At 62.0% G+C, this 21,432-nt stretch carries 21 protein-coding genes; 12 read left to right on the top strand and 9 right to left on the bottom strand.

Translation table 11 applies throughout. The features are described from left to right. Nucleotides 1–9: 9 nt before the first annotated feature. Complete coding sequence (locus DNK49_RS14830; RefSeq protein WP_110526131.1) at nt 10–2,376, bottom strand: tetratricopeptide repeat protein; 2,367 nt, start codon at nt 2,374–2,376, stop codon at nt 10–12. Nucleotides 2,377–2,686: 310 nt separating this feature from the next. On the opposite strand from DNK49_RS14830, the gene DNK49_RS14825 reads away from it, so the two are divergent. The 10 genes from DNK49_RS14825 (at nt 2,687) to DNK49_RS14780 (ending at nt 11,849) form a co-directional block, all read left to right on the top strand. Further along, complete coding sequence (locus DNK49_RS14825; protein WP_110526128.1) at nt 2,687–4,165, top strand: flagellin N-terminal helical domain-containing protein; 1,479 nt, start codon at nt 2,687–2,689, stop codon at nt 4,163–4,165. Nucleotides 4,166–4,438: 273 nt separating this feature from the next. Beyond that, nucleotides 4,439–5,923, top strand: a complete 1,485-nt coding sequence (locus DNK49_RS14820) for a flagellin (protein WP_110526125.1) — start codon at nt 4,439–4,441, stop codon at nt 5,921–5,923. A 79-nt stretch (nt 5,924–6,002) separates the two neighbouring features. Then, a complete protein-coding gene (locus DNK49_RS14815) occupies nt 6,003–6,392 on the top strand; it encodes a flagellar protein FlaG (RefSeq protein ID WP_110526122.1) in 390 nt (129 codons plus the stop codon). A gap of 13 nt (nt 6,393–6,405) precedes the next feature. Then, a complete protein-coding gene (gene fliD, locus DNK49_RS14810) occupies nt 6,406–7,821 on the top strand; it encodes a flagellar filament capping protein FliD (protein ID WP_110526119.1) in 1,416 nt (471 codons plus the stop codon). Nucleotides 7,822–7,839: 18 nt separating this feature from the next. Beyond that, entirely contained in the window at nt 7,840–8,256 is a 417-nt protein-coding gene (gene fliS, locus DNK49_RS14805) for a flagellar export chaperone FliS (RefSeq protein WP_110526116.1), read from the top strand. Continuing rightward, complete coding sequence (locus DNK49_RS14800) at nt 8,253–8,582, top strand: flagellar protein FliT (RefSeq protein ID WP_243632381.1); 330 nt, start codon at nt 8,253–8,255, stop codon at nt 8,580–8,582. The genes fliS and DNK49_RS14800 overlap by 4 nt, the downstream gene beginning before the upstream one ends. Nucleotides 8,583–8,618: 36 nt before the next feature. Continuing rightward, nucleotides 8,619–9,824: a flagellar hook-length control protein FliK gene (fliK, locus tag DNK49_RS14795; RefSeq protein WP_110526113.1), complete on the top strand. Its 1,206-nt coding sequence runs from the start codon at nt 8,619–8,621 to the stop codon at nt 9,822–9,824. Then, entirely contained in the window at nt 9,805–10,146 is a 342-nt protein-coding gene (locus tag DNK49_RS14790; protein ID WP_424445201.1) for an EscU/YscU/HrcU family type III secretion system export apparatus switch protein, read from the top strand. Before fliK ends, DNK49_RS14790 begins: the two co-directional genes overlap by 20 nt. Nucleotides 10,147–10,217: 71 nt before the next feature. Continuing rightward, entirely contained in the window at nt 10,218–10,994 is a 777-nt protein-coding gene (locus DNK49_RS14785; protein ID WP_110526107.1) for a flagellar brake protein, read from the top strand. A 78-nt stretch (nt 10,995–11,072) separates the two neighbouring features. Beyond that, a complete protein-coding gene (locus DNK49_RS14780; protein ID WP_110526105.1) occupies nt 11,073–11,849 on the top strand; it encodes a flagellar brake protein in 777 nt (258 codons plus the stop codon). Nucleotides 11,850–11,952: 103 nt separating this feature from the next. On the opposite strand, the gene DNK49_RS14775 is transcribed toward DNK49_RS14780, so the two are convergent. Then, the gene (locus tag DNK49_RS14775) at nt 11,953–12,327 is read right to left on the bottom strand and encodes a DUF1801 domain-containing protein (protein ID WP_110526103.1); all 375 of its coding nucleotides are present in this window, start codon (nt 12,325–12,327) and stop codon (nt 11,953–11,955) included. A gap of 201 nt (nt 12,328–12,528) precedes the next feature. Here DNK49_RS14775 and DNK49_RS25015 point away from each other — a divergent pair, with 201 nt between their 5' ends. After that, nucleotides 12,529–12,654: a hypothetical protein gene (locus DNK49_RS25015; protein WP_279386425.1), complete on the top strand. Its 126-nt coding sequence runs from the start codon at nt 12,529–12,531 to the stop codon at nt 12,652–12,654. Nucleotides 12,655–12,672: 18 nt separating this feature from the next. On the opposite strand, the gene DNK49_RS14770 is transcribed toward DNK49_RS25015, so the two are convergent. From DNK49_RS14770 to DNK49_RS14755, 4 genes are read right to left on the bottom strand one after another with little or no spacing between them, the layout of a single operon-like run. After that, nucleotides 12,673–14,304, bottom strand: coding sequence for a PepSY-associated TM helix domain-containing protein (locus tag DNK49_RS14770; RefSeq protein WP_110526100.1), 1,632 nt, complete (start codon nt 14,302–14,304; stop codon nt 12,673–12,675). A gap of 4 nt (nt 14,305–14,308) precedes the next feature. Continuing rightward, nucleotides 14,309–14,599: a hypothetical protein gene (locus DNK49_RS14765; protein ID WP_110526097.1), complete on the bottom strand. Its 291-nt coding sequence runs from the start codon at nt 14,597–14,599 to the stop codon at nt 14,309–14,311. After that, complete coding sequence (locus DNK49_RS14760; protein WP_110526094.1) at nt 14,596–14,877, bottom strand: hypothetical protein; 282 nt, start codon at nt 14,875–14,877, stop codon at nt 14,596–14,598. Before DNK49_RS14760 ends, DNK49_RS14765 begins: the two co-directional genes overlap by 4 nt. A gap of 12 nt (nt 14,878–14,889) precedes the next feature. Beyond that, nucleotides 14,890–16,986: a TonB-dependent receptor gene (locus tag DNK49_RS14755; protein ID WP_110526091.1), complete on the bottom strand. Its 2,097-nt coding sequence runs from the start codon at nt 16,984–16,986 to the stop codon at nt 14,890–14,892. 88 nt (nt 16,987–17,074) lie between these two features. On the opposite strand from DNK49_RS14755, the gene DNK49_RS14750 reads away from it, so the two are divergent. After that, nucleotides 17,075–18,115: a helix-turn-helix domain-containing protein gene (locus tag DNK49_RS14750; protein WP_133255110.1), complete on the top strand. Its 1,041-nt coding sequence runs from the start codon at nt 17,075–17,077 to the stop codon at nt 18,113–18,115. Between the two features lie 132 nt (nt 18,116–18,247). On the opposite strand, the gene fliE is transcribed toward DNK49_RS14750, so the two are convergent. From fliE to DNK49_RS14735, 3 genes are all read right to left on the bottom strand, one after another. Beyond that, a complete protein-coding gene (fliE, locus tag DNK49_RS14745; protein WP_110526085.1) occupies nt 18,248–18,568 on the bottom strand; it encodes a flagellar hook-basal body complex protein FliE in 321 nt (106 codons plus the stop codon). Between the two features lie 73 nt (nt 18,569–18,641). Further along, nucleotides 18,642–20,117: a sigma-54-dependent transcriptional regulator gene (locus DNK49_RS14740; protein WP_110526082.1), complete on the bottom strand. Its 1,476-nt coding sequence runs from the start codon at nt 20,115–20,117 to the stop codon at nt 18,642–18,644. Then, nucleotides 20,114–21,274, bottom strand: a complete 1,161-nt coding sequence (locus DNK49_RS14735; protein ID WP_207806995.1) for a sensor histidine kinase — start codon at nt 21,272–21,274, stop codon at nt 20,114–20,116. Before DNK49_RS14735 ends, DNK49_RS14740 begins: the two co-directional genes overlap by 4 nt. Nucleotides 21,275–21,432: the final 158 nt, after the last annotated feature.

Here is a 21,432-nt window from a genome sequence, read left to right as displayed (position 1 = left end):
CTTCTACCGTCAAACAGCATGGGTGCTGACCCAGGCATGCCAAGCCTTCCGAAATCCACCTTCGATGCAGCGGGTGACGAATGCGGGATCGAACTGGGGGCGTGCCTGCAAGCGTTCGCGAAAACCGGCACGGACGCTTGCCAAGCACTCGAGATCTGCCGCCAGCTCAACGCCCTTGTTGATGAACCCGCTGGCGTCATCGGCCACGAAATCGGGCAGCCCCGCCTTTGCCATGACCGCTGCCCCCAGATTGGAGACATAACGGTCACCACGCACGGTCAACACCGGCACCCCCATCCACATCGAATACAACAAGGTGGTGCCCGCGTTAAACGGAAAGGTATCCAGCAACACGTCGATACCCCCGTGGGCAGCAAGGTACTCTGGAACCGCAACACGTGGCATGAAGCGCAAACGCTCTGCGGCAACCCCGCGCTCAGCAAAGCCCTGCTCAAGCTTGCGCCGGATCTGCTCATCATTGACTGAACCCAGCAACATCCTGGCATCAGGCAGCGCACGCATCAGTTCGGTCCACAAATCCAGCGTCCGCGCGGTAATCTTGCCAGGACGATTGAAGCTGCCGAAAGTCAGATATCCATTGCTCAGGGCAGGCAGATCCGTGACCGGCGGAGCATCGTTCGGAAACGAGAAAACCACGCCGCTGTCCAGATCCATCAGGCGTTCGGAAAAGTGCGCATCAAACCGACCGGGCGGGGCAAGGTCGCGGTCGGTAATGAAGTAATCCATGGCATCCAGCCCCGTCGTATCGGCATGGCCGATTGCCGTCATCTGCACAGGCGCGGGTTTGCGGGCAAAGGTCAATAGCCGGTTGCCGCCAGTGTGGCCAGACAGATCGATCAGAATGTCAATGCGACACGCACGAACAATCTCGGCCAGTGCCGCATCCGTTACGTGAGAAATGGGCAACCAGTACTTGAACTGTGCGGCAATCCGCCGCGTCATGTCATCGCAAACGGTATGGTTGTAAAAACCGAACAGGTCAAACTGGGTGCGGTCCAGGCGCTCCAGTACCGGAAGAATGAAACTGGCAACCGCGTGACCGTAAAAGTCGCCCGACACATAGCCGATCCGCAACTTGCGATCCGGGGACCGGTCATTGGCATGCGGCTGCCAGTGCGCCTTCAACGGCGTCTCATAGCGCAGCGCGTACTGTCGATGCAGTGCAAACAGATCCTCAGGCGACCTGTGTTCGTCATGCGTCGCAAAGAACAGCATGTTGCTGAAGCAAGGCGCATTGCCGGGCATCTGCTCGACCGCCTTGCGACTCAAGTCAATCGCCTGCTCAAGATTACCGCGATTGAAATAGATCAACCCCAGATCCTGATAGGGTGCAGACAGTGCAGGATTGAGTGCAATCGAGCGCTCGAAACACTGGATCGCATCGTCAAGCTGACCACTTCGCGAGCGGAACAAACCGCGCAGATAGTGTGCTTCGGCCGAATTCGGAAATGCGTCGCACAACTTTGTCGTCAGTATCTCGGCGCCTTCCGCATTACCGCGCCGGATCTCGCACTGGGCATACTTCAACAACAACGGAAAAAGCGTCGGTGCCAGTTCCAATCCCCGGGCGAAGCACGCTGCGGCCAGTTCCGGCTTTCCCAACTGCTCCAGCGCCGATGCCAGGTGATCAAAATACTCGGCATCCGCCGGCTTCAGCCCAACAGCCTTGATCAGGGCCTCAAGACCGTAATAGTGTGTGCACAGCATCTGCTGCGCGATGCCGAGCAAGTGCCAGCCTGTCGGATGCTGCGGATGGCGTCGGCTCATTTCCCCGGCATAGTGTTCCAGCGCGGTGAAATCTCCCCGCTGGAACAGCTTGATGGCCTGGTCGACCTGAGACGCAGTCGGCCCGCGCAACTTTCGAAGTCCGCTTCGCCCAGCCACGCGGTCACGCTTGAGCAGCGCATGGATACGATCGGCCAAGGTGTCCGGCGCAGGTACTTCACGCACATCACCCGCAACGTCCTGCAGCTCGCCCTCACCTGCAGCCAGCCGCAAGGCGGCCAAGTCTGACGCCCCCAAGCCGGCAGCCGCAGCCTGCTCCATGACCCCCGGCACGTGATCGTGCTCGCCCAGGGTCTGCAACACCTTGATCAAGCTGATCCAGAACTGAGGCTCGGCCGGGCTCGACTCCACCGCATTCATGACTCGTTCAAGTGCTTCCCCCCCTTCCCCGGTCGCCAAACAGAGCATGCCCAGATTATGGCTGGCCGCGGCATGCCCGGGCGCCCGGTCAAGAATCTCGCGGTAAAGCGCAACAGCCTCGGCATCCTGGCCAGCCATTTGCAGCGCCACAGCCTTTGCGTACTGCTGATCGATTTCGGTCACACCTGCCCCCTCAAGTTCGGCACTCATCTGGCAGCGATCATACCGGCCCCAATCGCCCCACGCGTAGCCTCAACCCATTCTCCGGCAGCGCAATACGGAGCGCGGCTTACCGGCAAAGCACTTCCTACACCCGGAACATCTTGCCGCCACCGGCAATAACTACCCACCGGCAAGCTTGACCGGCAAACCCAAAAAACATCACAAATATTTGTTTTTTAACAACTTTTAAACCTGGCACGCTATTCGCTAAATGGTCTGCGAAGGCTCAGTACTATCGAGGCCACGAAGCCTGAGCCGTTTCCGAACAGAGAAATGCTCAATTTGAAGGAGATCCATCATGGCTCAGGTCATCAACACCAACATCCCGTCGCTGAACGCTCAGCGCAACCTCAACAGCTCTGCCGGGTCACTATCGACCTCGCTGCAGCGCCTGTCCTCGGGCTTGCGTATCAATAGCGCCAAGGACGATGCTGCCGGCCTGGCGATCTCCGAGCGTTTCACTTCGCAGATCCGCGGCCTGAACCAGGCTGTGCGCAACGCAAACGACGGTATCTCCCTGGCACAAACCGCCGAGGGTGCGCTCGGCTCGGCTGGTGACATCCTGCAGCGGATTCGCGAACTGGCCGTGCAGTCGGCCAACGCCAGCAACTCGTCGAGCGACCGCCAGGCCTTGCAGAACGAAGTGACCCAGTTGGTGCAGGAGCTGGATCGCATCTCCACCACCACCAACTTCAACGGCAAGGTGTTGTTCGACGGCACGTTTGGTACCGCCAACTTCCAGGTCGGCGCCAACGCCTATCAGACCATCACCACTTCCACCGCCAACCTGCGCACTTCGCAGTACGGCAACAACCAGACCTTCGGTAGCGGCGCAGCTGCGGCAAACGGGGCATGGGGGTCGAACGGCGTCACCGCAGGCACGCTGGCAATGAACGGCCATCTGGGCAGTGCAAACGTGAGCATCACGGCCAACCAGTCTGCCAAGGACATCGCCACCAACATCAACCTCAACTCGCCCGACACCGGCATCGTCGCGTCAGGCAGAACGGAGGTTGAACTCAGCTTCGGCGCCCCAGGCAGCTACTCACTCACCCTGCGTTCGGACAACGACAACCCACTACCCGTCTCCTTCACGCTGTCGGCCTCACAAGGCGCAGATGCGCTGTCGTCGGCCATCACCGCAATCAACGACCAGGCAGCAAAGACCGGGGTGACGGCACAACTGTCCGAGGACGGCAACTCGATCATCCTTACCAACCCGACCGGTGCGGACATGCTGATCGCCGACACCCCGGTGCTGAATGGCGGTGCGGTCAATGTCACCAAGCTCTATCGCGACACCGATGGCAACTTGCAGCAGGTGCCGCCTGCAGTGTCGCTGACAGCGGACACCACGCCTGACAACATCATCGTCGGTGGCTACATCACGCTCGACTCGGACAAGTCGTTCTCGGTCAACCCGACCGGCACCAACGCTTTTACCTCGACCGGCTCGACCTTGATCCAGGTCGCCCAGCTCGACATCACCGACTTCGAAAAAGCCAGTCAGGCCTTGAAAACGGTCGACGCCGCACTGAACCTGATCAACAGCCAGCGCTCGGCTTTTGGTGCGGTGCAGTCGCGATTCGAAGCAACCATCAACAATCTGCAGACGACCAGCGAAAACCTGTCCGCCTCGCGCTCCCGCATCCGGGATGCCGACTTCGCGGCAGAAACGGCCAACCTGACACGTACGCAGATCCTGCAACAAGCTGGCACCGCAATGCTGGCACAAGCCAATTCGCTGCCCCAGCAGGTGTTGCAGCTCCTCGGTTAAGCTGAGTGGCCTCGGCGGATGCCCCCGAGCAATCGGGGGCATTTTTCGTTTACGCGGCCGCTATTTCTCCTCAAGCCTCCAGCAGGCGTGCCGTAGACATGACGCTGTAGGGCCTGACACAGGCTTGCCGGCAAACCGGCAAAAAATGCCTCAAGTTTTCCCCCCTGCCGCCGTTAATGGAATCAACGGCAGTCATCAAGCAGCACGAATCCAGCTTCACCGAACGTGCGTCAGCCGGGGACCCTAAGGTCATCTCTAACGAGGAGAATCAAAATGGCACAAGTCATCAACACCAACGTTGCCTCCCTGAATGCGCAACGTAACCTCAACCAGTCCGGCAACTCGCTCGCCACGTCGCTGCAGCGCCTGTCTTCCGGCCTCCGCATCAACAGCGCCAAGGATGACGCCGCCGGTCTCGCCATCTCCGAACGCTTCACCGCCCAGATCCGCGGCCTCAATCAGGCCGTGCGTAACGCCAACGATGGCGTCTCGCTTGCACAAACCGCCGAAGGTGCGCTCGGTTCCGCTGGCGAAATTCTGCAGCGTGTTCGCGAACTGGCCGTGCAGTCAGCCAACGCCAGCAACTCTTCCGGCGACCGTCAGGCGCTTCAGAACGAAGTGACCCAGTTGGTGCAGGAGCTTGACCGCATTGCTACCACGACCAACTTCAACGGCAAGAACATGTTCGACGGTACGTTTGGTACCGCTCAGTTCCAGGTCGGCGCCAACGCCAACCAGACCATCAGCACCTCGACCGCCAACCTGCGTACAACCCAGTACGGCAACAACCAGGTGATCGACGGTGGCACGCAGGCCGGCTCGGCTGCCTGGGGCTCGAATGGCGTGACTGCAGGCACCCTGGCAATCAACGGCTATCTGGGTTCTGCAAACGTCGGTATCACCGCTGAAGCCACCGCAAAGGACATGGCCACCGCGATCAATGCCAAGACCGGTGAAACCGGCGTGACTGCCACCGCCCGCACCGAGTTGCGTGTTTCCTTTGGTGCCTCGGGCAACTACAGCCTGAAGCTGCAGTCCGACAATGGTTCAGAGGGACAGGCCTTCTCCTTCACCCTGTCTTCCGCAACCGGAGCAGACTCGCTGTCGGCAGCTGTCACCGCAATCAACGGACAGTCGGGCAAGACTGGCGTTACCGCCGAACTCGCCGAGGATGGCAATTCCATCCTGCTGACCAACGCGACCGGCAACGACATCGGCATCCGTAACGACTCGGTGACCAACGCGGGCGACGTATCCGTGACCAAGCTCAGCCGCGATGCAGAGGGCACGCTCAGTTCAGTCGGCGCTGCACAAACGGTCGCGAGCAATGCGGCAGACAACGCTGGTGCGCTGGTCAGCGGCTACATCTCGCTCGACTCGGACCGCTCGTTCTCCTACGCCCCGACCACGACCAACGCCTTTACCGGCGGCGCATCGACCCTGAACAAGGTCAGCGCACTCGACATCACCACCTTCAACAACTCCACACAGGCGTTGAAGACCGTCGATGCGGCACTGAACCTGATCAACAACCAGCGCTCCGCCTTCGGCGCACTGCAGTCGCGGTTCGAAGCCACGGTCAGCAACCTGCAGACCACCTCCGAGAACCTCGCCGCATCGCGCTCGCGGATCCTCGACGCAGACTTCGCCTCGGAAACGGCCAACCTGACCCGTGCGCAGATCCTGCAACAGGCTGGCACCGCGATGCTCGCCCAGGCCAACTCGCTGCCGCAGAACGTGCTGAGCTTGCTCCGCTAACCGGCAAGAGGTAGTCTCTGACCAGCACGGCGCGGGGCTCAAACGAGCTTCGCGCCGTTACCCCATGAGGGCATGAATCATGAGCATCCAGTCCATCAACACCGGCGCGCAAGTCCCGCCTTCGCAACTGCGAAGCGCCGGACCCTCGGAAGCGCCTCCGGGCGGCGCAGCTCCCGTTTCCAATACGGCAAAGGCTACGGAGGTCCGCGAGGCGACGGCGACACAGGGATCGACGGCACAGCCGTCACGAGAGCAAGTGCTACAGGCAGTGGAGGAGGTCCGGGCGGCAATCGAGCCAGTGGCCCAGAACTTGCTTTTCTCGATTGACGACGATACCGGACGTACCGTCATAAAAATCATCGATTCCAGCAACGACGAAGTCATCCGCCAGATTCCCTCCGAGGAAATGCTCGCGATCTCGAAAGCGCTGGACAAACTGCAAGGCCTGCTGATCAAGCAGGAGGTCTGAACGGAGGTACATCATGGCCATCACGGCAAACGGCATCGGCTCCGGGCTGGACATCAACAGCCTGGTGTCCCAGCTGATGGCGCTCGAGCAGCGCCCTCTGACCACCATGGCCACCAAGGAAGCCAGCTATCAGGCCAAGCTCTCCGCCTTCGGTCAGGTCAAGAGCGTCCTCTCAGCCTTCCAGACATCGTTGACTGGGCTCAAGGATGCGGCAAAATTTACCGCCACCAAGGCGACGGTCGGCAGCGATGCCGGTTTCACGGCTTCTTCTACCTCTACTGCTGCCGCCTCGAGCTACGCCGTCAAGGTCGAGCAACTTGCCACAACGCAGCGGATTGCAACCTCGGCAAGCAGCACGTTCGCCCCGGACACATCCGTTGTCTCGACAGGCGAACTGACGATCAACTTCGGCACCTACACCGCAGGTCCGCCTGCCGGCTTTGCCGCCGACACCGATCGTGTGGTCACCCTTGAGTTCTCCGGGAGCACCATCGAGGACCTGCGCGACGCCATAAACGCCGACTCCACGCTGGGCATCAAGGCCAGCCTGGTCGATAACGGCACGGCCAAGCAACTGGTGTTCACCGGCACCGGCACCGGTGCCGAAAAAGCCTTCTCGCTCAGCGGAACCGGCAGCCTTGCCGCCCTGCAGTACTCGCCGGACGCCACCACCACGTCGAGTGACACCGTCTATAACCTGCAAAGTGCCCAGGATGCCATCGTCGACATCGACGGCATCCGAATCAGCCGGGGCAGCAACACCGTCAACGATGCGATCGAGGGCGTCACCCTGTCCCTCACCAAAGCGACCAGCACCGCTGCCAACCTGACCATTGCCGACGATCGTAGCCAGGCAAAGGGTGCCATCGACAGCTTCATCAAGGCCTATAACGAGACCCTGAGCACGCTCAAGAACCTGACCGGGTACGATGCCGAGAAAGGAACGTCATCGACACTGACCGGTGACGCGACCGCGCGCGGCATTCAGAATCAGCTGCGTAACCTGGTTGGCTCTGCCCTTGGCGGATTGGGCAACACGACGCGCCTGTCGGAAATCGGCATCACCTTCCAGCGTGACGGCACGCTCAAGGCCGACAGTACCAAGCTGGACGCAGCACTAGCCGACCCTGCACGCAATGTCGCTGAGTTCTTTGCCGGCAAGGACGATGTAAAAGGCTTTGCCGATACCTTGTCAACCCGACTGGATGACCTGCTTGGCACCAGCGGCATGCTCAACAGCCGAACCGATGGCATCAATGCCTCAATCAAGGCGCTGGACAAGCAGCGGGAGAACCTGCTGACCCGGCTGGAGTCTGTCGAAAAACGCTATCGCGCACAGTTCACCGCGCTCGATACCATGATTGCCAGCATGAGCCAGACCAGCACCTACCTGACACAGCAACTTGCCAACCTGCCCAAGATCGGTTAGTGAGAAAAAGGAATCAGCATGTTCGGAGCACAGCAAAACCGGGCTGCAGCCTATGCCAAGGTCGGCGTCGAGACCGGTGTATCGACGGCATCTCCTCATCAGCTCATCGTCATGCTGTTCGACGGTGCGCTGATGTCGCTTGCCACCGCCTCCGCCGCCATCGACAAGAACGACATCCCAGGCAAGGGCAACGCCATCTCCAAGGCCATCGAGATCATTCTCAATGGCCTCAAGGCCAGTCTCGACATGGACGCCGGAGGCGAATTGTCAGAACGGCTGTCGGCACTTTACGAGTACATGGCCGAACGCCTGCTCTACGCCAACTTGCATAACAACAAGGCCGCACTGAACGAAGTGATGGCCCTGCTCGGCAACCTCAGGGAAGCCTGGATCGCCATCAATCCCGATCAGCAAGCGCGCGGAGGCCTGTCGTGAGCACATCCATCGAACGCATCGAGCTGCATCGCGCCCTTCACGACCATTACTGCACCATGGCCGATCTGGCGCGCGCAGGCGAATGGGAAGAACTCGCCGCGCTCGAACAGAACGCGCGTCGCATCTGCGCAAAACTCGAGCACTCCGGCACCACCGTGCCCGCCGAGGATGCGGCGGAGATTGCCGATCTCATTGCGCGAACACTGATCCTCGACACCGAGATCCGGCAACATGCCGAACCCATGCTGGAGAGCACCCGCAAACTGCTCTCCGGCCATGTTCGCGATCAGAACGTCCGCAAGGCATACGGGGCCTTCGCGCCCTGAGCGCGATGACCCGCTCCAGGCAATGAGGCCCGAACCATGATTCCCGCCGACCTCGCTGCCCGTCTTCGCTTCCTCAACGAAGCCAGCTTCTTCAACACCGAACCGCCGGTTGCGGGGCTGCAACGCGCGCGTGAAATCCAGTCCCAGCTTCCCGAACTGGTCCCCGGGCAGCGCTTCTTTGCCCTGCTCCAACGCACCTTGCCCGACGGCAGCTTTCAGGCCCTGGTTGCAGGCAAGCAGATCACACTGGCACTCAATACCAGTGCCAAGGCCGGCGACACCCTCGAACTGGTCGTCACCGGCCAGACCCCAAAAGCCATCCTTGCCCGGCTGGCCAACCCGGAAGGCGCCCAGCAGGCCAACTCAGCCCCGTCCACACTCAGCCAGACCGGCAAGCTGATCAGCTTCGTGCTGACGGGACAGCCCCCGGCGCGGCCAGTCACGCTTGCGGCCAACCAGCCGCTGCTCAACGCACCGCCAACATCTGCGGCCCCACTGGTGCCCATGCTGCGCCAGGCACTCGCCCAGAGCGGCTTGTTCTACGAATCACACCAGGCTCAATGGCTGTCCGGCAAGATTGACGTCGCGACCCTGCTGCGTGAACCTCAGGCTCAGCCACAACCCTCTCAACAAGGCCAGGGAGCCGCATCGCAGGCCGCTGCGACACAGACAGCCCAGACCACCGTGCGCGCAGTACTGCTCGAATCCGGCGCGGCCTCAACGCAAACGGCCGCACCGATCAACCGTGCAAACCCGGCAACCGGTGCAGGCCAGCTCCCGGACATCGACGGCACGGACAATATTCGCTCGACCACTGCCATCGACACCAACAGCCCACGCCCGGCTGCAATCGCAGAACGCACCCTGCCCCTCGTTCATCAACAGCTGGATGCCCTGGCGACACAACAGTACGTATTGCACGGCGTTGCATGGCCTGGGCAGAAGTTCGAATGGATCATCGAGGACAACGACAGCAACCGGGAGGGTGGCGAACACACCAGCAGCGAGGAGTGGAACAGCACCCTGCGGATCGAGCTGCCGCGACTGGGTGGCATGGAGGCCATTGTTCACCTGACGGCAGCTGGCGTCGCACTCCGGCTCAAGACCGACCATGCCGCAACAGCAGAGGCACTCGAAGCCGGCCGCAGCAGCCTGGAAGCGGCACTGGCGGCAGCCGACATCGCACTGACCGGTATGGCGGTAGAAATGCGTGAAGCGCGGAATGAATCCAATGAGCCCTGAAGACGACCTCCCCCCCGTCCGTGGCGAGGCGGTCGCGCTGACCTATGCGACCGGCGACGCCGCACCACGCGTCGTCGCCAAAGGGCGCGGGCTGATCGCTCAGGAGATCATCGAGCGAGCCCGCGAAGCCGGTGTGTACGTCCATGAATCACCCGAGCTGGTCTCCCTGCTGATGCAGGTGGACCTGGACGAGCGTATCCCGCCTCAACTGTATATCGTCATTGCCGAATTGCTTGCCTGGCTCTACAAGATCGAAGCCGGCAACGCCACCACCGTCCCGGCACTCGAGCTTCCCCCTCTCCCCCCAACGGGAAGCACCTGAACCACCCGCTCCGGCGCCGAGTCGTGCTATAAGTTCCTCCCAGACAAGGCACGACCCACAGCAAGACATTCATGTCCACCGACACCGACCTGACCCGCATCGAACTGCTCAGCACCGAAGACGACGAACGTTACCAGGTCAGGGACCCCATCGAGATCCGGCATCTGCTCTCCACCCTCGTCACTCGACGAGCGCTGATCACAGCCCGCCAGAATCCAGGCAATCAGTCATTCCTGACCGCCCTTCTCGCCGTGAACAATGACGGTACCCTGTTGCTTGACGGCAGTGCCGAAGAGACCATCAACGAATGGGTTCAGATGGCAGCTCAACTGACCTGCATCACCCAACTGCAGAACGTCAGGATCCAGTTCAACGTCGACACCCCCGCACGTATTGCCTACGAGGGCCGGCCGGCCTTCCGTACAGCCCTGCCGGGCAGCGTCCTGCGTCTGCAGCGACGTGAGTTCTACCGACTGCAGACGCCGGTCACCCAGACGGTCAACTGCATCATTCCACTGTCGACCACAACCGGCACTCAAGTCACGGTCTCGGTACGCATCATCGACATCAGCGGCGGCGGTGTCGCGGTGGCAGTTCCGCCCCGTGAGATGGAGTTCGCGCCCCACATGGAGTTTCCCGGTTGCGCCTTGCACCTGCCGGATGTCGAGCCCATCAGCACCCGCCTGGTCGTCCGCAATGTGTTCCGGCTGGTCAATCGTAATGGCGTCGAGATGTTGCGTGCCGGCTGCCAGTTCCTCGACCTGCCCGCACATGCCGACAGCCAGATCCAGCGTTACATTCTCAAGATCGAACGCGAACGCAATGCCCGCGAGCGTGGCAATTATTGACCTGCCACCCAATCCCGACCGTGGTATAAGCTCACGCCCAAGCCCTCCACCGAACGCAGGTATTGCGTGCCGCCCGTCATGCCCGACTCCACCGACGACCAAGCAGAAGAACTTCAACCCCTGCCCAGCGACAATCTCGAGCAATACATGCTTCGAGGCCGTCGCCAGATCCGTCAGCTGCTGGAGCAACTGATCGAAGCCCATGCGCTCGTCACCACTCACCTGCAGCCTGGCAGCCAGGCCTTTCTGACTGCACTCATCACCTTGTCCGACGACGAGGAATGGCTGTTCCTGGATGCCAGCCCCGACACCCGGATCCGGCAGCGTACCCTGCAGTCAGAGCAATTGCTCTGCGTCACCCAACTCAACAAGATCCGGATTCAGTTCAAACTCCAAGGCATGGCCGAGACGCTCATCGACAAGCGTCCCGCGCTGGCCGCGCGCGTGCCGGAGGAAGTCCTGCGCCTTCAGCGCCGTGAGTACTTCCGCCTGTCGGTGCCGCTGGCTCACAACCTGACATGCCGTCTGCCCGACAGTGGTTGGGGTGTCGGCGAAGAAGCCCGCGTGATGGACATCAGTGCGGGCGGTCTTTGCCTGAATCTTCCGGGTGGTTCAACCGAGCTGGTCATCGGCGGCATCGTCGCGTCGTGCAAGCTCAAACTGCCCGATACCGAGGTGCTCACGCTAGACCTCGAAGTCCGCAACATCTCGCGCCAGCGCAGCCGCAGCGGGGTCGAATCACTGCGCGTCGGCTGCCGTTACAGCGCCTTGTCCAAGGTCGCCGAGACCCAGATCCAACGCTACATTTTCCACACCGAACGCGAACTCAGCGCCCGCGAGCGCGGCGGGCTGTGAGCGCACCATGCGTGCCGGGCGGATCGCATCCGGATTTGTGGCGAGGATTGAGGCGACCGCGCACTTGCTCCTCATTTACCGGTCGCCCCGGGCACAAATGGGATTACGACCTGGAGTCTGACGGATTCGAGGCAGCGCTGAACGCGAGGAGGAGATATTCACGCACATGCTTCTCCGCGATATCCTCAACCGACAACAGCTTGATGTGGCGGCGCAGCTTGCCCGCGCCCTCGAGCACCCCGAACGGGTCTTGAAGCGACGCGCCCGCACCGAATTCAAGCGAAACATGTTTGGCGTAAGAGAAGATCCCGCAAAACGGTTTGCCAGCGGAAAACAGGATTCCGCCGTACTTCACCTCCTCGGACACTGACGGATCCAAGCTGCGGATGAGCTCGCGCAGTGCCTGCACGAACTCGAAACGCTCATGATCGACCAAGCGGATGTCTTCGAGCAGTTGAGAAACGCGATCGAGGGTCATGGCATTCGAAGTTCAAGTTGAAGTGATCAAGCGCGGGGCACCGGGGTATTTAGCCCCCAACTCACTTGAGCCGATCAGCCCTATCCGCCCATCATGCAAAGGTCGCTAGAATAACATCCAGTTCTCAAGGTAGCTGAGATGCCAGCATTCCAACCTGTAGACGAACATGCAAGTGGCGTGTCGCCAGTGCCAGAGTAGCGCTTGCTGGCAACATTACGCCTCCACCCACAGACCGTGAAGGGCCTGCACGACGATCTGTATGACGCCGGCTTCGCGCTGGCAGATGAGGTCGGCGATGGCAAGGCAGAGGAGCGGGCGACCAAGTGAGCCGACATTGAGGCAAACTTAGACCGACTTGTTGCGGCGCGCCGACCAAACGCTGTCAGCGGGGCCATTCAACACCCGTTGCCTTGTTGCCCGAGCCATCCACACCAAGCCCAGCCCTCCTGCCAAGGCCGTAGCATCCACCCCCAGTGTTGCAGCGCTGTCATGGGTCCACATCCCCAGGGATGGCAGTAACAAAGCCAACAGGCTGGTGGCCGGGATGGCGAAGGTGAAGGCGGCCGCCAGCCACAGGAGATGGACGGCGGACCGTGCAGCACCAACGCGGAATGCCCAGGCAATGGCACCAAAGAAGACCGCGTAGTAAAGGATCTGGTGCCAGTCATCCAGATCGCCCACACGCCCGTGCAGCCACTTGGCGGCGACGATGGTGAGCGAAATGCCGCACACGGCGCCGAGACAGACCCCGACGGTTGCGGCGGCCATGCCACGCACGTCGCGCCGCTGTTCCGGCGGGATGCCGGCAGCCTCGCCCTCTCGTGCTGCCTTGATCCGACGGGTTTCCACCCAGAGAAGGTTTCCGCCATAGAACAGCCAGGCGCCGGCGATGCCCAGGATGAAATAAATCCATTGCACCGGCGTGCCGCCGTAGGTACCAAAATGGAGAGCGAAGAAGCTGCCGACGACGGCATTGGGGGCGCTCTGATGGCCGGGCAGGAAATCGGCGTTCATGACCTTGCCGCTATAAGGATCGACGGCAACAAAACCGCCCATGAAGCGTGGCGAATGGGCGGTGGTGTCGTGGCCCCAGACCCGCACCGTGGCGCGTGACCCGGTGACGTTCAAATACTGCAGGGAAGTCGGCTCGAAAGTCGGCGACAGGGCCTGCGCGCTGACCAGCAGCTCGGCCGGCGACAGCATGTCGGCCGGATCACGCGGCGGCGCGGAAGCTGGCCCGCTGCCGCGCGCGAAGGCGGTGGCCCACTTGCCGTCATGGATCACTTTGTCCTGGATGTAATAGAAGCCGTCATGGTAGGCGAAGACCACAGCGGTCAACGCCATCACGACGTGGAATGGCAGGCTGACGATGCCGACCACGTTGTGGGCGTCGAGCCACATGCGCTTGAGATTCCGGCCCACGCGCAGGGCGAAGAAATCCTTGACCAGCGAGGGCAGCAGCACGATCACGCCGGAAACCAGCGCCACAGCGTAGAGGGCGGCAAAGATACCCATGATCCAGCGATTCGGGTCGCTATCGACGGGCAGGCCGACAACACGATGCAGGGTATCGACGAATTCGGCGAGGGAGGAAGGATGGGTTTCCTCGACCTTCGCCCCCCCGCCCTCCAGGGTCGCGAGGTAGTGGCGTACGGAGGAGTGGTCGTGGTCGTCGGCACCCTCCTCATGCACTTCCCAAGTGAGCCCTGCCGGCAAGTGTTCGGCAGGCTTCAGGTGAAGCCGGAAATCCTTGGCGGCCGCCGGATGGTCTTGCAGGGTGCGGGCGATCAGGATCGGCGCCTCGTCCAGGGGCAGGACGGTGCCGTGGATGGCGCTGGGCGCCGCCGCCCAACGCGCCAGTGGTTCCTTGAAAATGGTGATGGCACCAGCGTAGAAGGCGATGAACAGTGCCATGCCGGCAACGATACCGGTCCAGGTATGGACGACCTTGTAGATGCGGATGAACTCGGAACGCATAGCTTCAGCTTGGGTAGATGGCCAACATAAGGCCGAAGACGAGCAGATTGGCGCCGCCCAGCCAGGCCCAGGCGCGCTTGCCGCTGCGGAAGAAATAGACGCCCGACAGCACCCCCATCCAGACCGGGGCCGTCAGCCACATGGCGAGCTGACCACGAACGGTGATGGGCATGCCACCCGCCAGCCCGTTGAACAGACCGGCGCAGCCGATCGCCAGGGTGAAGCCGAGCAGCAAGCCGGCCAGAGTCTTGGACAGCCAGTCGGGTGAGACGGCCTTGGGTTTCGCAGTGTTCATGAGCGTCGTCCACGGCGCGCCGCCAGCAGCGCGCCCAGATAGGGGAATAGGATGAAGAGCAGCATGAGCCAATGCACGAACACGAAGGTGGCCACGGGCGGCCGCAAGGTTTGCAGGAAGGCGGCCAGACCGCCTACGAGCAGCAGCACGCCGACCATCCTGGCCGGTCGGCCAGGCCAGGGCGCGGCGCGCCAACGCTGGTTCGGCGAGGCCAGGTAGATCCCGACGCAGCCGGCGGCGGCCAGCAACAGGCCTAGTGCGACGTTACCGTCCAACATGGCAATCCTCCGTCAGAACCGGTAGTCCAGCTGCACGCCCACGGTGCGCGGGGCGAGCACGTCCTGGGAGGTGGTGCCCTGGAAGTAGGTGTTGACCACGTATTCGTCGAACAGGTTGTTCACGTAGACCCGCACCGATGCCTGCTTATCGATGGCGTAGCTGGCGCTCACATCCACCAGGGTATAGTCCCCTGCCTTGGCTTTCTGACCGGCAATCGCTCCCGCTGCGTTCGAGATGTCCACGTAGTAAGCCGCCACATACTTGGCGTTGGCGCCGACGGTGAGATCCGGCGTCAGCTTGTGCGACACCCCGGCGCCGAAGGTGCGTGGCGCCGCATACGGTAGTTTGTTGCCCACGTAGGCCGTATTGGCCGCAAAGGCCTCGACCTTGCTGGTCTGCAGGCTGGCATTCACATAGACGTGGGTGGCGCTGCCCAGATCGGTGCTCAACTGGAATTCGACGCCGCGGATGTTGGCCTCGTCAACGTTGGAAATCAGCTGGCCGTTCTTGACCTGGTAGTCCATGATAGCATTGTTGAACAGGTTCACCGACCAGCTGCTCTTGCCGCCGTTGAAGCTTTGCTTCACGCTGGCCTCGATGGCAGTGACGTACTCGGCCTCGAAACTGGAGATTTTTCCGCTGTCCGTGTCCATGCTGATGCCCGCCGGGTTGTAGCCCTTGCGAACATCCAGGCCGAACACAGTCTGAGCACTGGGCTTATAGCGGACCGCAAGTCGGGGCAGCACATACGTCTTGCTGGCATCCCGCGTCTGGGTCACGATGCCGTTGGTGATGGAGCGGTCCTGCGACTCGCGCTCGATGCGTCCGCCGGCGATCAGCGCCCAGCGGTCGTTCAGCGGATAGTCCACTTCGCCGAAGATAGAGGTAGCTTCCGTCTTGGTGTCACCGGAATAGCGGATCGCACCCGAATAAGCTTTCGACAGTACCGTCAGATCATCCTTGAAGTGGGAAACCCCGATCATGGACTTGACGCCCAAGGTCGGCGAGGCCAAGTTCAATCGCGCTTCCACGCCCAGACCATCCTGTTTCGAGTTCGCGTTGAAGTAGTTCGCCGTGTTGGTCGCGGCAGGCGCTGTCTGGTTGTGCGTGTAGCCCGCATCCATTCGCGAAGCGGACAGCAGCACGTCCAGCGAGTGGTTGGCATCGAGCTGGTAGCTGGTGTTCGAGATGACGGCGTTCATGCTGGTGTCGCCGATGCGGTGGTTCACCTTGTCAGTGGACGCGATGTAGTCGCCGTCATCACCCACGTTCACCTGATTCAGATACGGCCCCTTCTGCGACTGATGCTGCAGGTCCAGCCGGCTGATCAGGTCCGGATTGTTCTTGGGCGCCCACAGCAGCTTGGCCTTGATGTCGTTGCGCACCACCCTGTCCGGATCCGACGAATAGTCCACCCCGGCGTTGGTGTTGTTGTCCACGTAGTCGATGAAGTGATTTCCGCGCGTAACGTCGGCACTCAGCCTGTAAGCCAGACTGTCGGACAACGGGCCCGAGACTACGCCAGCGGCCTGCTTGAGCATCTTGCCATTGGCCTGCTGCAGGCCCAGGCGAATAGCGCCCTCCTGCGTGAAGCTGGGGTCCCGGGTCTTGAGCACGATGGCCCCACCCACGGCCGAGCGACCCAACATGGTCGACTGCGGGCCGCGCAACACCTCAACCTGCTCCACGTCCCACACGCCGCTACTCAGCAGGTTGCCGCCGGTCCACACTTGGCTGACGCCATCGATGACGGTCGCCGTGCGGGCGCGCGTGGCGCCCTTCCAGGCCAGGGAAGAGAAGCCCGGCCCCGCCCCGTTGCTGCCGCGGATGTTGGCCACGCCACCAAATTCTCCAATGGTCACATTGGGCACTTCGGCGACCAGGTCCAGCACCGTCCTTTTGTCCTTGGCCGCGACATCTTCGGCCGTGAACACCGTAACGGCGGTCACCGAATCCTGCTCACTGCGCCCCATCTTTTCACCGATGACCTGCACGGCGGGCAGCGATGTCGGCACCTCCTGCGCCTGCACTGGCACGGCGGCGGCCGTCAGGACGGCGAGAACGATGGTAGGTTGCCTGCGCCGATGGCGGGTAACAGGATGCTTCATGACCTCTCCTAATCAGAAATACAAATAGTTTGCATTTGCAAAAATGCCGCGTAGTATTCCACAAGAGGCTCGCGCCGATCTTTGCGCGATGAAGAAACTTGTTTGCATGCCGCGCAGCATCAGTCGCAGGCTGAAAGGAGGACGGGTGTCGGAACATGAGGCTTGCGTGCAGCAGATCGTCCGATGCGGCGAGCTGCATCCCCCGGCATCCGCAGGCGTGAGTCCCGTCCAGATCAATCCGGGGCTGGCGCCGGAAACACCCACGCTGATCGGCCTGTGCCGCGGCGAGCATCTACGGCCCGGCCTGGAGGTGCATTGCGCCGACGTCCGCGATCTGCACGATCTGACCATTCAATGCATGGAGCGGGGCGAAAGCCTGCATCTCGCACTGATACTCGATGGCGAGGTGGACGTGTCCTTCGGTTCGCGCCGGCTCGGTCTCAGCACCGGGGGTAGCAGACACCGGCCCCAGGCCGTCTGCGTCGCGCTCTCCGAACCGGCGCTTTTCGTTCGGCGTGCCTGGCGCGGCAAACACGAACGCAAGGTGAGCATCACCTTGAGCCGTGAATGGCTGGCTGCGGTCGATCCGGAAGGCGATGCCGGCTACGCGGCCCTTTTCGACCGTCACCTCGCCGTCGAGCGGTGGAAGCCAACGCCGCGCGCCGTGGCGCTGGCCGAACAATTAATCCGGCCGCTGGACGATCCGCCCCTGTTGCGCAAGCTCCATCAGGAAAGCCGGGTGATTGAATTGGCGGCGGAGGCGCTGCGCCAACTACTCGGCGTCACACCGCCGCCTTCCCTGCTGCCGCGTGAGGGACGACGCGTCGCCGACGTGCGCGACCTGCTCGACAGCGGCGCGGCAGACGGCATGTCCCTGGAGGAAATCGCACGGCATGCAGGCACCAACGCCAGCACCTTGCAACGGCAGTTCCGCGTGGCTTTCGGAACGACGATCTTCGACTATCTGCGGCGCGGCCGTCTATTGCGCGCGCGCCATGCACTGGAGCGCGAGGGACGTTCAATTGTCGAGGCCGCCTGCATCGCCGGTTACACAAACCCAGCGAACTTTGCCACTGCATACCGGCGCCAATTTGGCATTACGCCACGCCAGTCACAAATTGTTTGCTGAGCACGCCAAACACGTGAATTGTTTGGCGCTCGCAAAGAAAAAAACGGCAAGAAACCACAGGACCGGACCTGAAGCCGACGCACACCATACGTGTACCGGCCAGATCGCTTGGGGGACGGCGTCAGGCAGTCCTCAGACCGGCATGTTCATGATGTCCTGATAGGCGGTAACCAGGCGGTTACGCACCTGCACCATCTGCTGGAACGACAGGCTGGCCTTTTGCAGGTTCACCATCACGTCCTGAAGATTCACGTTGGGATCGCCAGCTGAAAAATCCTGAGCCATTGCACGTGCTTCCTTCTGAGCCGCGCTCACATCCTTCAAGGCATCGTTCAGCACATCGGCGAAGTTGACGCCACCGGCCACGTCGGTGCCCTGCACAGGCTTGTTCTGTGCAGTCTGCGACACCGAGCGCAGCTCGGACAGCATTTGATCAATTCCGCGGGTATCCATGATTGCTCCCCGGCTTCGGGTTCACTTGGGTTTCAGCATAGCAGAGCAATCCCTGTGCCACCACCCGAAAATTTCATACATCGTAACCCTCATCGCGATACTGCTGCAGTTTGTATCGCAGGGTCCGTTCAGAAATCCCCAATTTTTCAACTGTCTTCTTTCGCGACCCACCCATCTCGCGCAAGGTCCCGAGGATATGCTCGCGCTCCAGGTCCTTCATGTTCGCGGGTCGCCCGGCCGCGTCCGTTCCCGGCGGGGCGGCAAAATTTGCCGCCCCATTGCCGCTTGACGGAGCAGAAGGCGGTGAAGCGGCAACAGACTGCACGGGCGGCATCCGCCATCCCTGATCCGCGGCCGCTGCCGTTGCACTTGCAATGGCAGCGGCCGCCTGCGCCGACGCCACAACAGCAGACTCGCCATTCCAGTGCGGCAGGCACAGCCGCAGGGTCTCGCCACTGACCGTGTCGCCTGCCGTCAGGATCAGCGCCCGGTGCATGGTGTTCTCCAGCTCGCGTACATTACCCGGCCACGGATACTGCAGCAAGATGGCCTCGGCCTCAGGCGAGAATCGTGCCTGACGCCCGGCACGCTGGGCATGGCGACCCAGGAAATGGCGCGCCAGCGGCACCACATCCCCCGGGCGTTCGCGCAGGGCCGGGATCGCAAGCGGAAATACATTCAGGCGGTAGTACAGATCCTCACGAAAGCGGCCCGCTGCAATCTCCTTCAACATGTCGCGGTTACTCGTCGCCAGCACACGGATATCGAGTGGAATCGGTTTCTTCCCCCCGACCCGCTCCACCTCGCGCTCCTGCAGCACACGTAGCATCTTGGCCTGCAGTCCCAATGGCATCTCGGAGATTTCGTCGAGCAGAATGGTGCCATCCTGGGCCTGTTCGAACTTGCCCGCCTGTGCCGTCTGCGCGCCGGTAAACGCCCCTTTCTCGTAGCCAAACAAGGTCGCCTCGAGCAGGTTTTCCGGAATTGCGGCGCAGTTGATCGCAACAAACGCCGCCTTGCGACGTGGCGAATGATGATGGATGTAACGCGCAAAGACCTCCTTGCCGGTACCGGACTCACCCGTAAGCAGCACGGTCGCGTCGGTTTCCGCCACCCGCGCCGCCAGCGCCAGCAGGTTGCGGGTATGCGGATCCTCGGCAATGGTGTCGTCGGCCTCGGGCGGCACTGCCGCATAGCGACGCACGTTTTCCAGCAATACCTCGGGTTCGAACGGCTTCATCAGGAAGTCACACGCACCACCGCGCATCGCAGCCACCGCCTTGTCGACATCGCCATAGGCCGTCATCAGCAGGACCGGCAACTGCGGCTGGCGGCTGCGCACCTCGGCCAGCACCTGCAGGCCGTCCATCGGCTGCATGCGCAAGTCGGTGACGACCAGATTGAAAGCCTGACGATCGAGTTCCTCGAGCGCCGCCGGACCGCCATCGACGCCGGTCACGCCATGGCCCGCCATTTCCAGAGTGAAGCACACCGCGTCACGCAAGGCGGCGTCGTCCTCGACGACGAGAATGTTCAGATGTTCGATCATGATGCAAGTGCTCCGCCCACCGGCTCACGGACCGCATCCGCGCACAGGGGCAAGGTCAAGGTAAAGGTCGTCCCCAGCCCCGGGGTTGACGTCAGCGTGATGTCGCCACCATGGCCACGCGCCACACCGCGCGCAATCGCCAGACCCAGGCCCGTGCCCTCGGCCCGGGTGGTGAAGAAGGGGTCGAACAGGCGCGCCTGCAACTCCGGCGGAATACCGCGACCGGTATCGCTCACCACAAAACGCACCTCGGCCCCCAGGGGGCCCGTGCCGTGACAAACCGTGCAGCTGACCCGGCCACCAGGCTCGGTCGCCTGAATCGCGTTTTCCAGCAGATTGGTCAGCGCCCCTCCCAGCGCCTTGCGGTCGCCATGCAGGTTCATGTCGCCGCACTCGCAGGCGCTCGCAAACTCGATCTGACGCGCCCGGGCAAGTGGCTCCAGCGTATGGGTCAGTTCGGCGGCCAGATCACAGACGCCAAAATCCTGCCTGCCCAGGCTATCGCCCCGGGCAAACAACAACATGTCGCGAATCAGGCGCTCAAGATAGCGCATGCGCTCGATCGCACGTTCGGCCACCTTGGCACGTTCGGCAGGCCCCAGTTCGGCCTGCCGCAGGTTACCGGTGTACAGCAAGGCCGCAGCCAAAGGCGTGCGCAACTGATGCGCAAGGCCAGCCACCATCTCGCCCATCGCCGCCAGACGTTCATTGCGTTCGGCCGCCAGGCGCATCCGGTAAGTCTCCGTCACATCATGCAGCAGCAAGATGCGCTCGTCGCCCGACTCCAGCGCGGTTTCCGACACCGCCAGACGGCGATCACCATCGGCATGGGCCAGCGCCATCTCGCCCGGCGTCTCGGTCGCCTTCAGGTGATCGGCCACCTCGCGCCAGGCCTGGCCGTTCAACTCGCCGCCAAACAACTGCTCGGCAGCGCGATTGGCCTGCACCACCCGATCAGCCCGATCCACCACCACCACCCCTGCCGGCAAGGCTCCCATCAGCACGGTCAAGCGCTCGGTCAACTGCACCACCTGCCCCTGCAGCGCGTTGTAGGCAGTGGATAGTTCTTCCGAGGCACGATTGAACAGCGCAAAAGCCTCCGCCAACTGGGCGGCATCCAGCGGGGGTGCGGCATTTTCAGCAGTCGTCGGCATCATGGTCGATGGCTCCTTTATCACGACTGGCACTCTAAGTGCTCCTGACGCTATGGTAACCGGCAAACAGGCGGCAAAAAATGCCGCTTTTCCGGCAAACAGGATTGCCGCCCCTATCGGACAATGCGCACATCCATAAAAGGGCATGCTTCAGGGGTTCC

The sequence above is a fragment of the Parazoarcus communis SWub3 = DSM 12120 genome (genome assembly GCF_003226565.1).
GTDB classification, from domain to species: Bacteria; Pseudomonadota; Gammaproteobacteria; order Burkholderiales; family Rhodocyclaceae; genus Parazoarcus; species Parazoarcus communis.
The sequence above is the reverse complement of the archived record's forward strand: the minus strand, read 5'-3'. Positions and strand labels throughout refer to the sequence as shown.

Coding starts and splice junctions, on each gene's coding strand:
- DNK49_RS14830 (WP_110526131.1), bottom strand. CDS start 2,376: ATGAGTGCCGAACTTGAGGGGGCAGGTGTGACCGAAATCGATCAGCAG.
- DNK49_RS14825 (WP_110526128.1), top strand. CDS start 2,687: ATGGCTCAGGTCATCAACACCAACATCCCGTCGCTGAACGCTCAGCGC.
- DNK49_RS14820 (WP_110526125.1), top strand. CDS start 4,439: ATGGCACAAGTCATCAACACCAACGTTGCCTCCCTGAATGCGCAACGT.
- DNK49_RS14815 (WP_110526122.1), top strand. CDS start 6,003: ATGAGCATCCAGTCCATCAACACCGGCGCGCAAGTCCCGCCTTCGCAA.
- fliD (WP_110526119.1), top strand. CDS start 6,406: ATGGCCATCACGGCAAACGGCATCGGCTCCGGGCTGGACATCAACAGC.
- fliS (WP_110526116.1), top strand. CDS start 7,840: ATGTTCGGAGCACAGCAAAACCGGGCTGCAGCCTATGCCAAGGTCGGC.
- fliK (WP_110526113.1), top strand. CDS start 8,619: ATGATTCCCGCCGACCTCGCTGCCCGTCTTCGCTTCCTCAACGAAGCC.
- DNK49_RS14790 (WP_424445201.1), top strand. CDS start 9,805: ATGAATCCAATGAGCCCTGAAGACGACCTCCCCCCCGTCCGTGGCGAG.
- DNK49_RS14785 (WP_110526107.1), top strand. CDS start 10,218: ATGTCCACCGACACCGACCTGACCCGCATCGAACTGCTCAGCACCGAA.
- DNK49_RS14780 (WP_110526105.1), top strand. CDS start 11,073: ATGCCCGACTCCACCGACGACCAAGCAGAAGAACTTCAACCCCTGCCC.
- DNK49_RS14775 (WP_110526103.1), bottom strand. CDS start 12,327: ATGACCCTCGATCGCGTTTCTCAACTGCTCGAAGACATCCGCTTGGTC.
- DNK49_RS14770 (WP_110526100.1), bottom strand. CDS start 14,304: ATGCGTTCCGAGTTCATCCGCATCTACAAGGTCGTCCATACCTGGACC.
- DNK49_RS14765 (WP_110526097.1), bottom strand. CDS start 14,599: ATGAACACTGCGAAACCCAAGGCCGTCTCACCCGACTGGCTGTCCAAG.
- DNK49_RS14760 (WP_110526094.1), bottom strand. CDS start 14,877: ATGTTGGACGGTAACGTCGCACTAGGCCTGTTGCTGGCCGCCGCCGGC.
- DNK49_RS14755 (WP_110526091.1), bottom strand. CDS start 16,986: ATGAAGCATCCTGTTACCCGCCATCGGCGCAGGCAACCTACCATCGTT.
- DNK49_RS14750 (WP_133255110.1), top strand. CDS start 17,075: ATGAAGAAACTTGTTTGCATGCCGCGCAGCATCAGTCGCAGGCTGAAA.
- fliE (WP_110526085.1), bottom strand. CDS start 18,568: ATGGATACCCGCGGAATTGATCAAATGCTGTCCGAGCTGCGCTCGGTG.
- DNK49_RS14740 (WP_110526082.1), bottom strand. CDS start 20,117: ATGATCGAACATCTGAACATTCTCGTCGTCGAGGACGACGCCGCCTTG.
- DNK49_RS14735 (WP_207806995.1), bottom strand. CDS start 21,274: ATGATGCCGACGACTGCTGAAAATGCCGCACCCCCGCTGGATGCCGCC.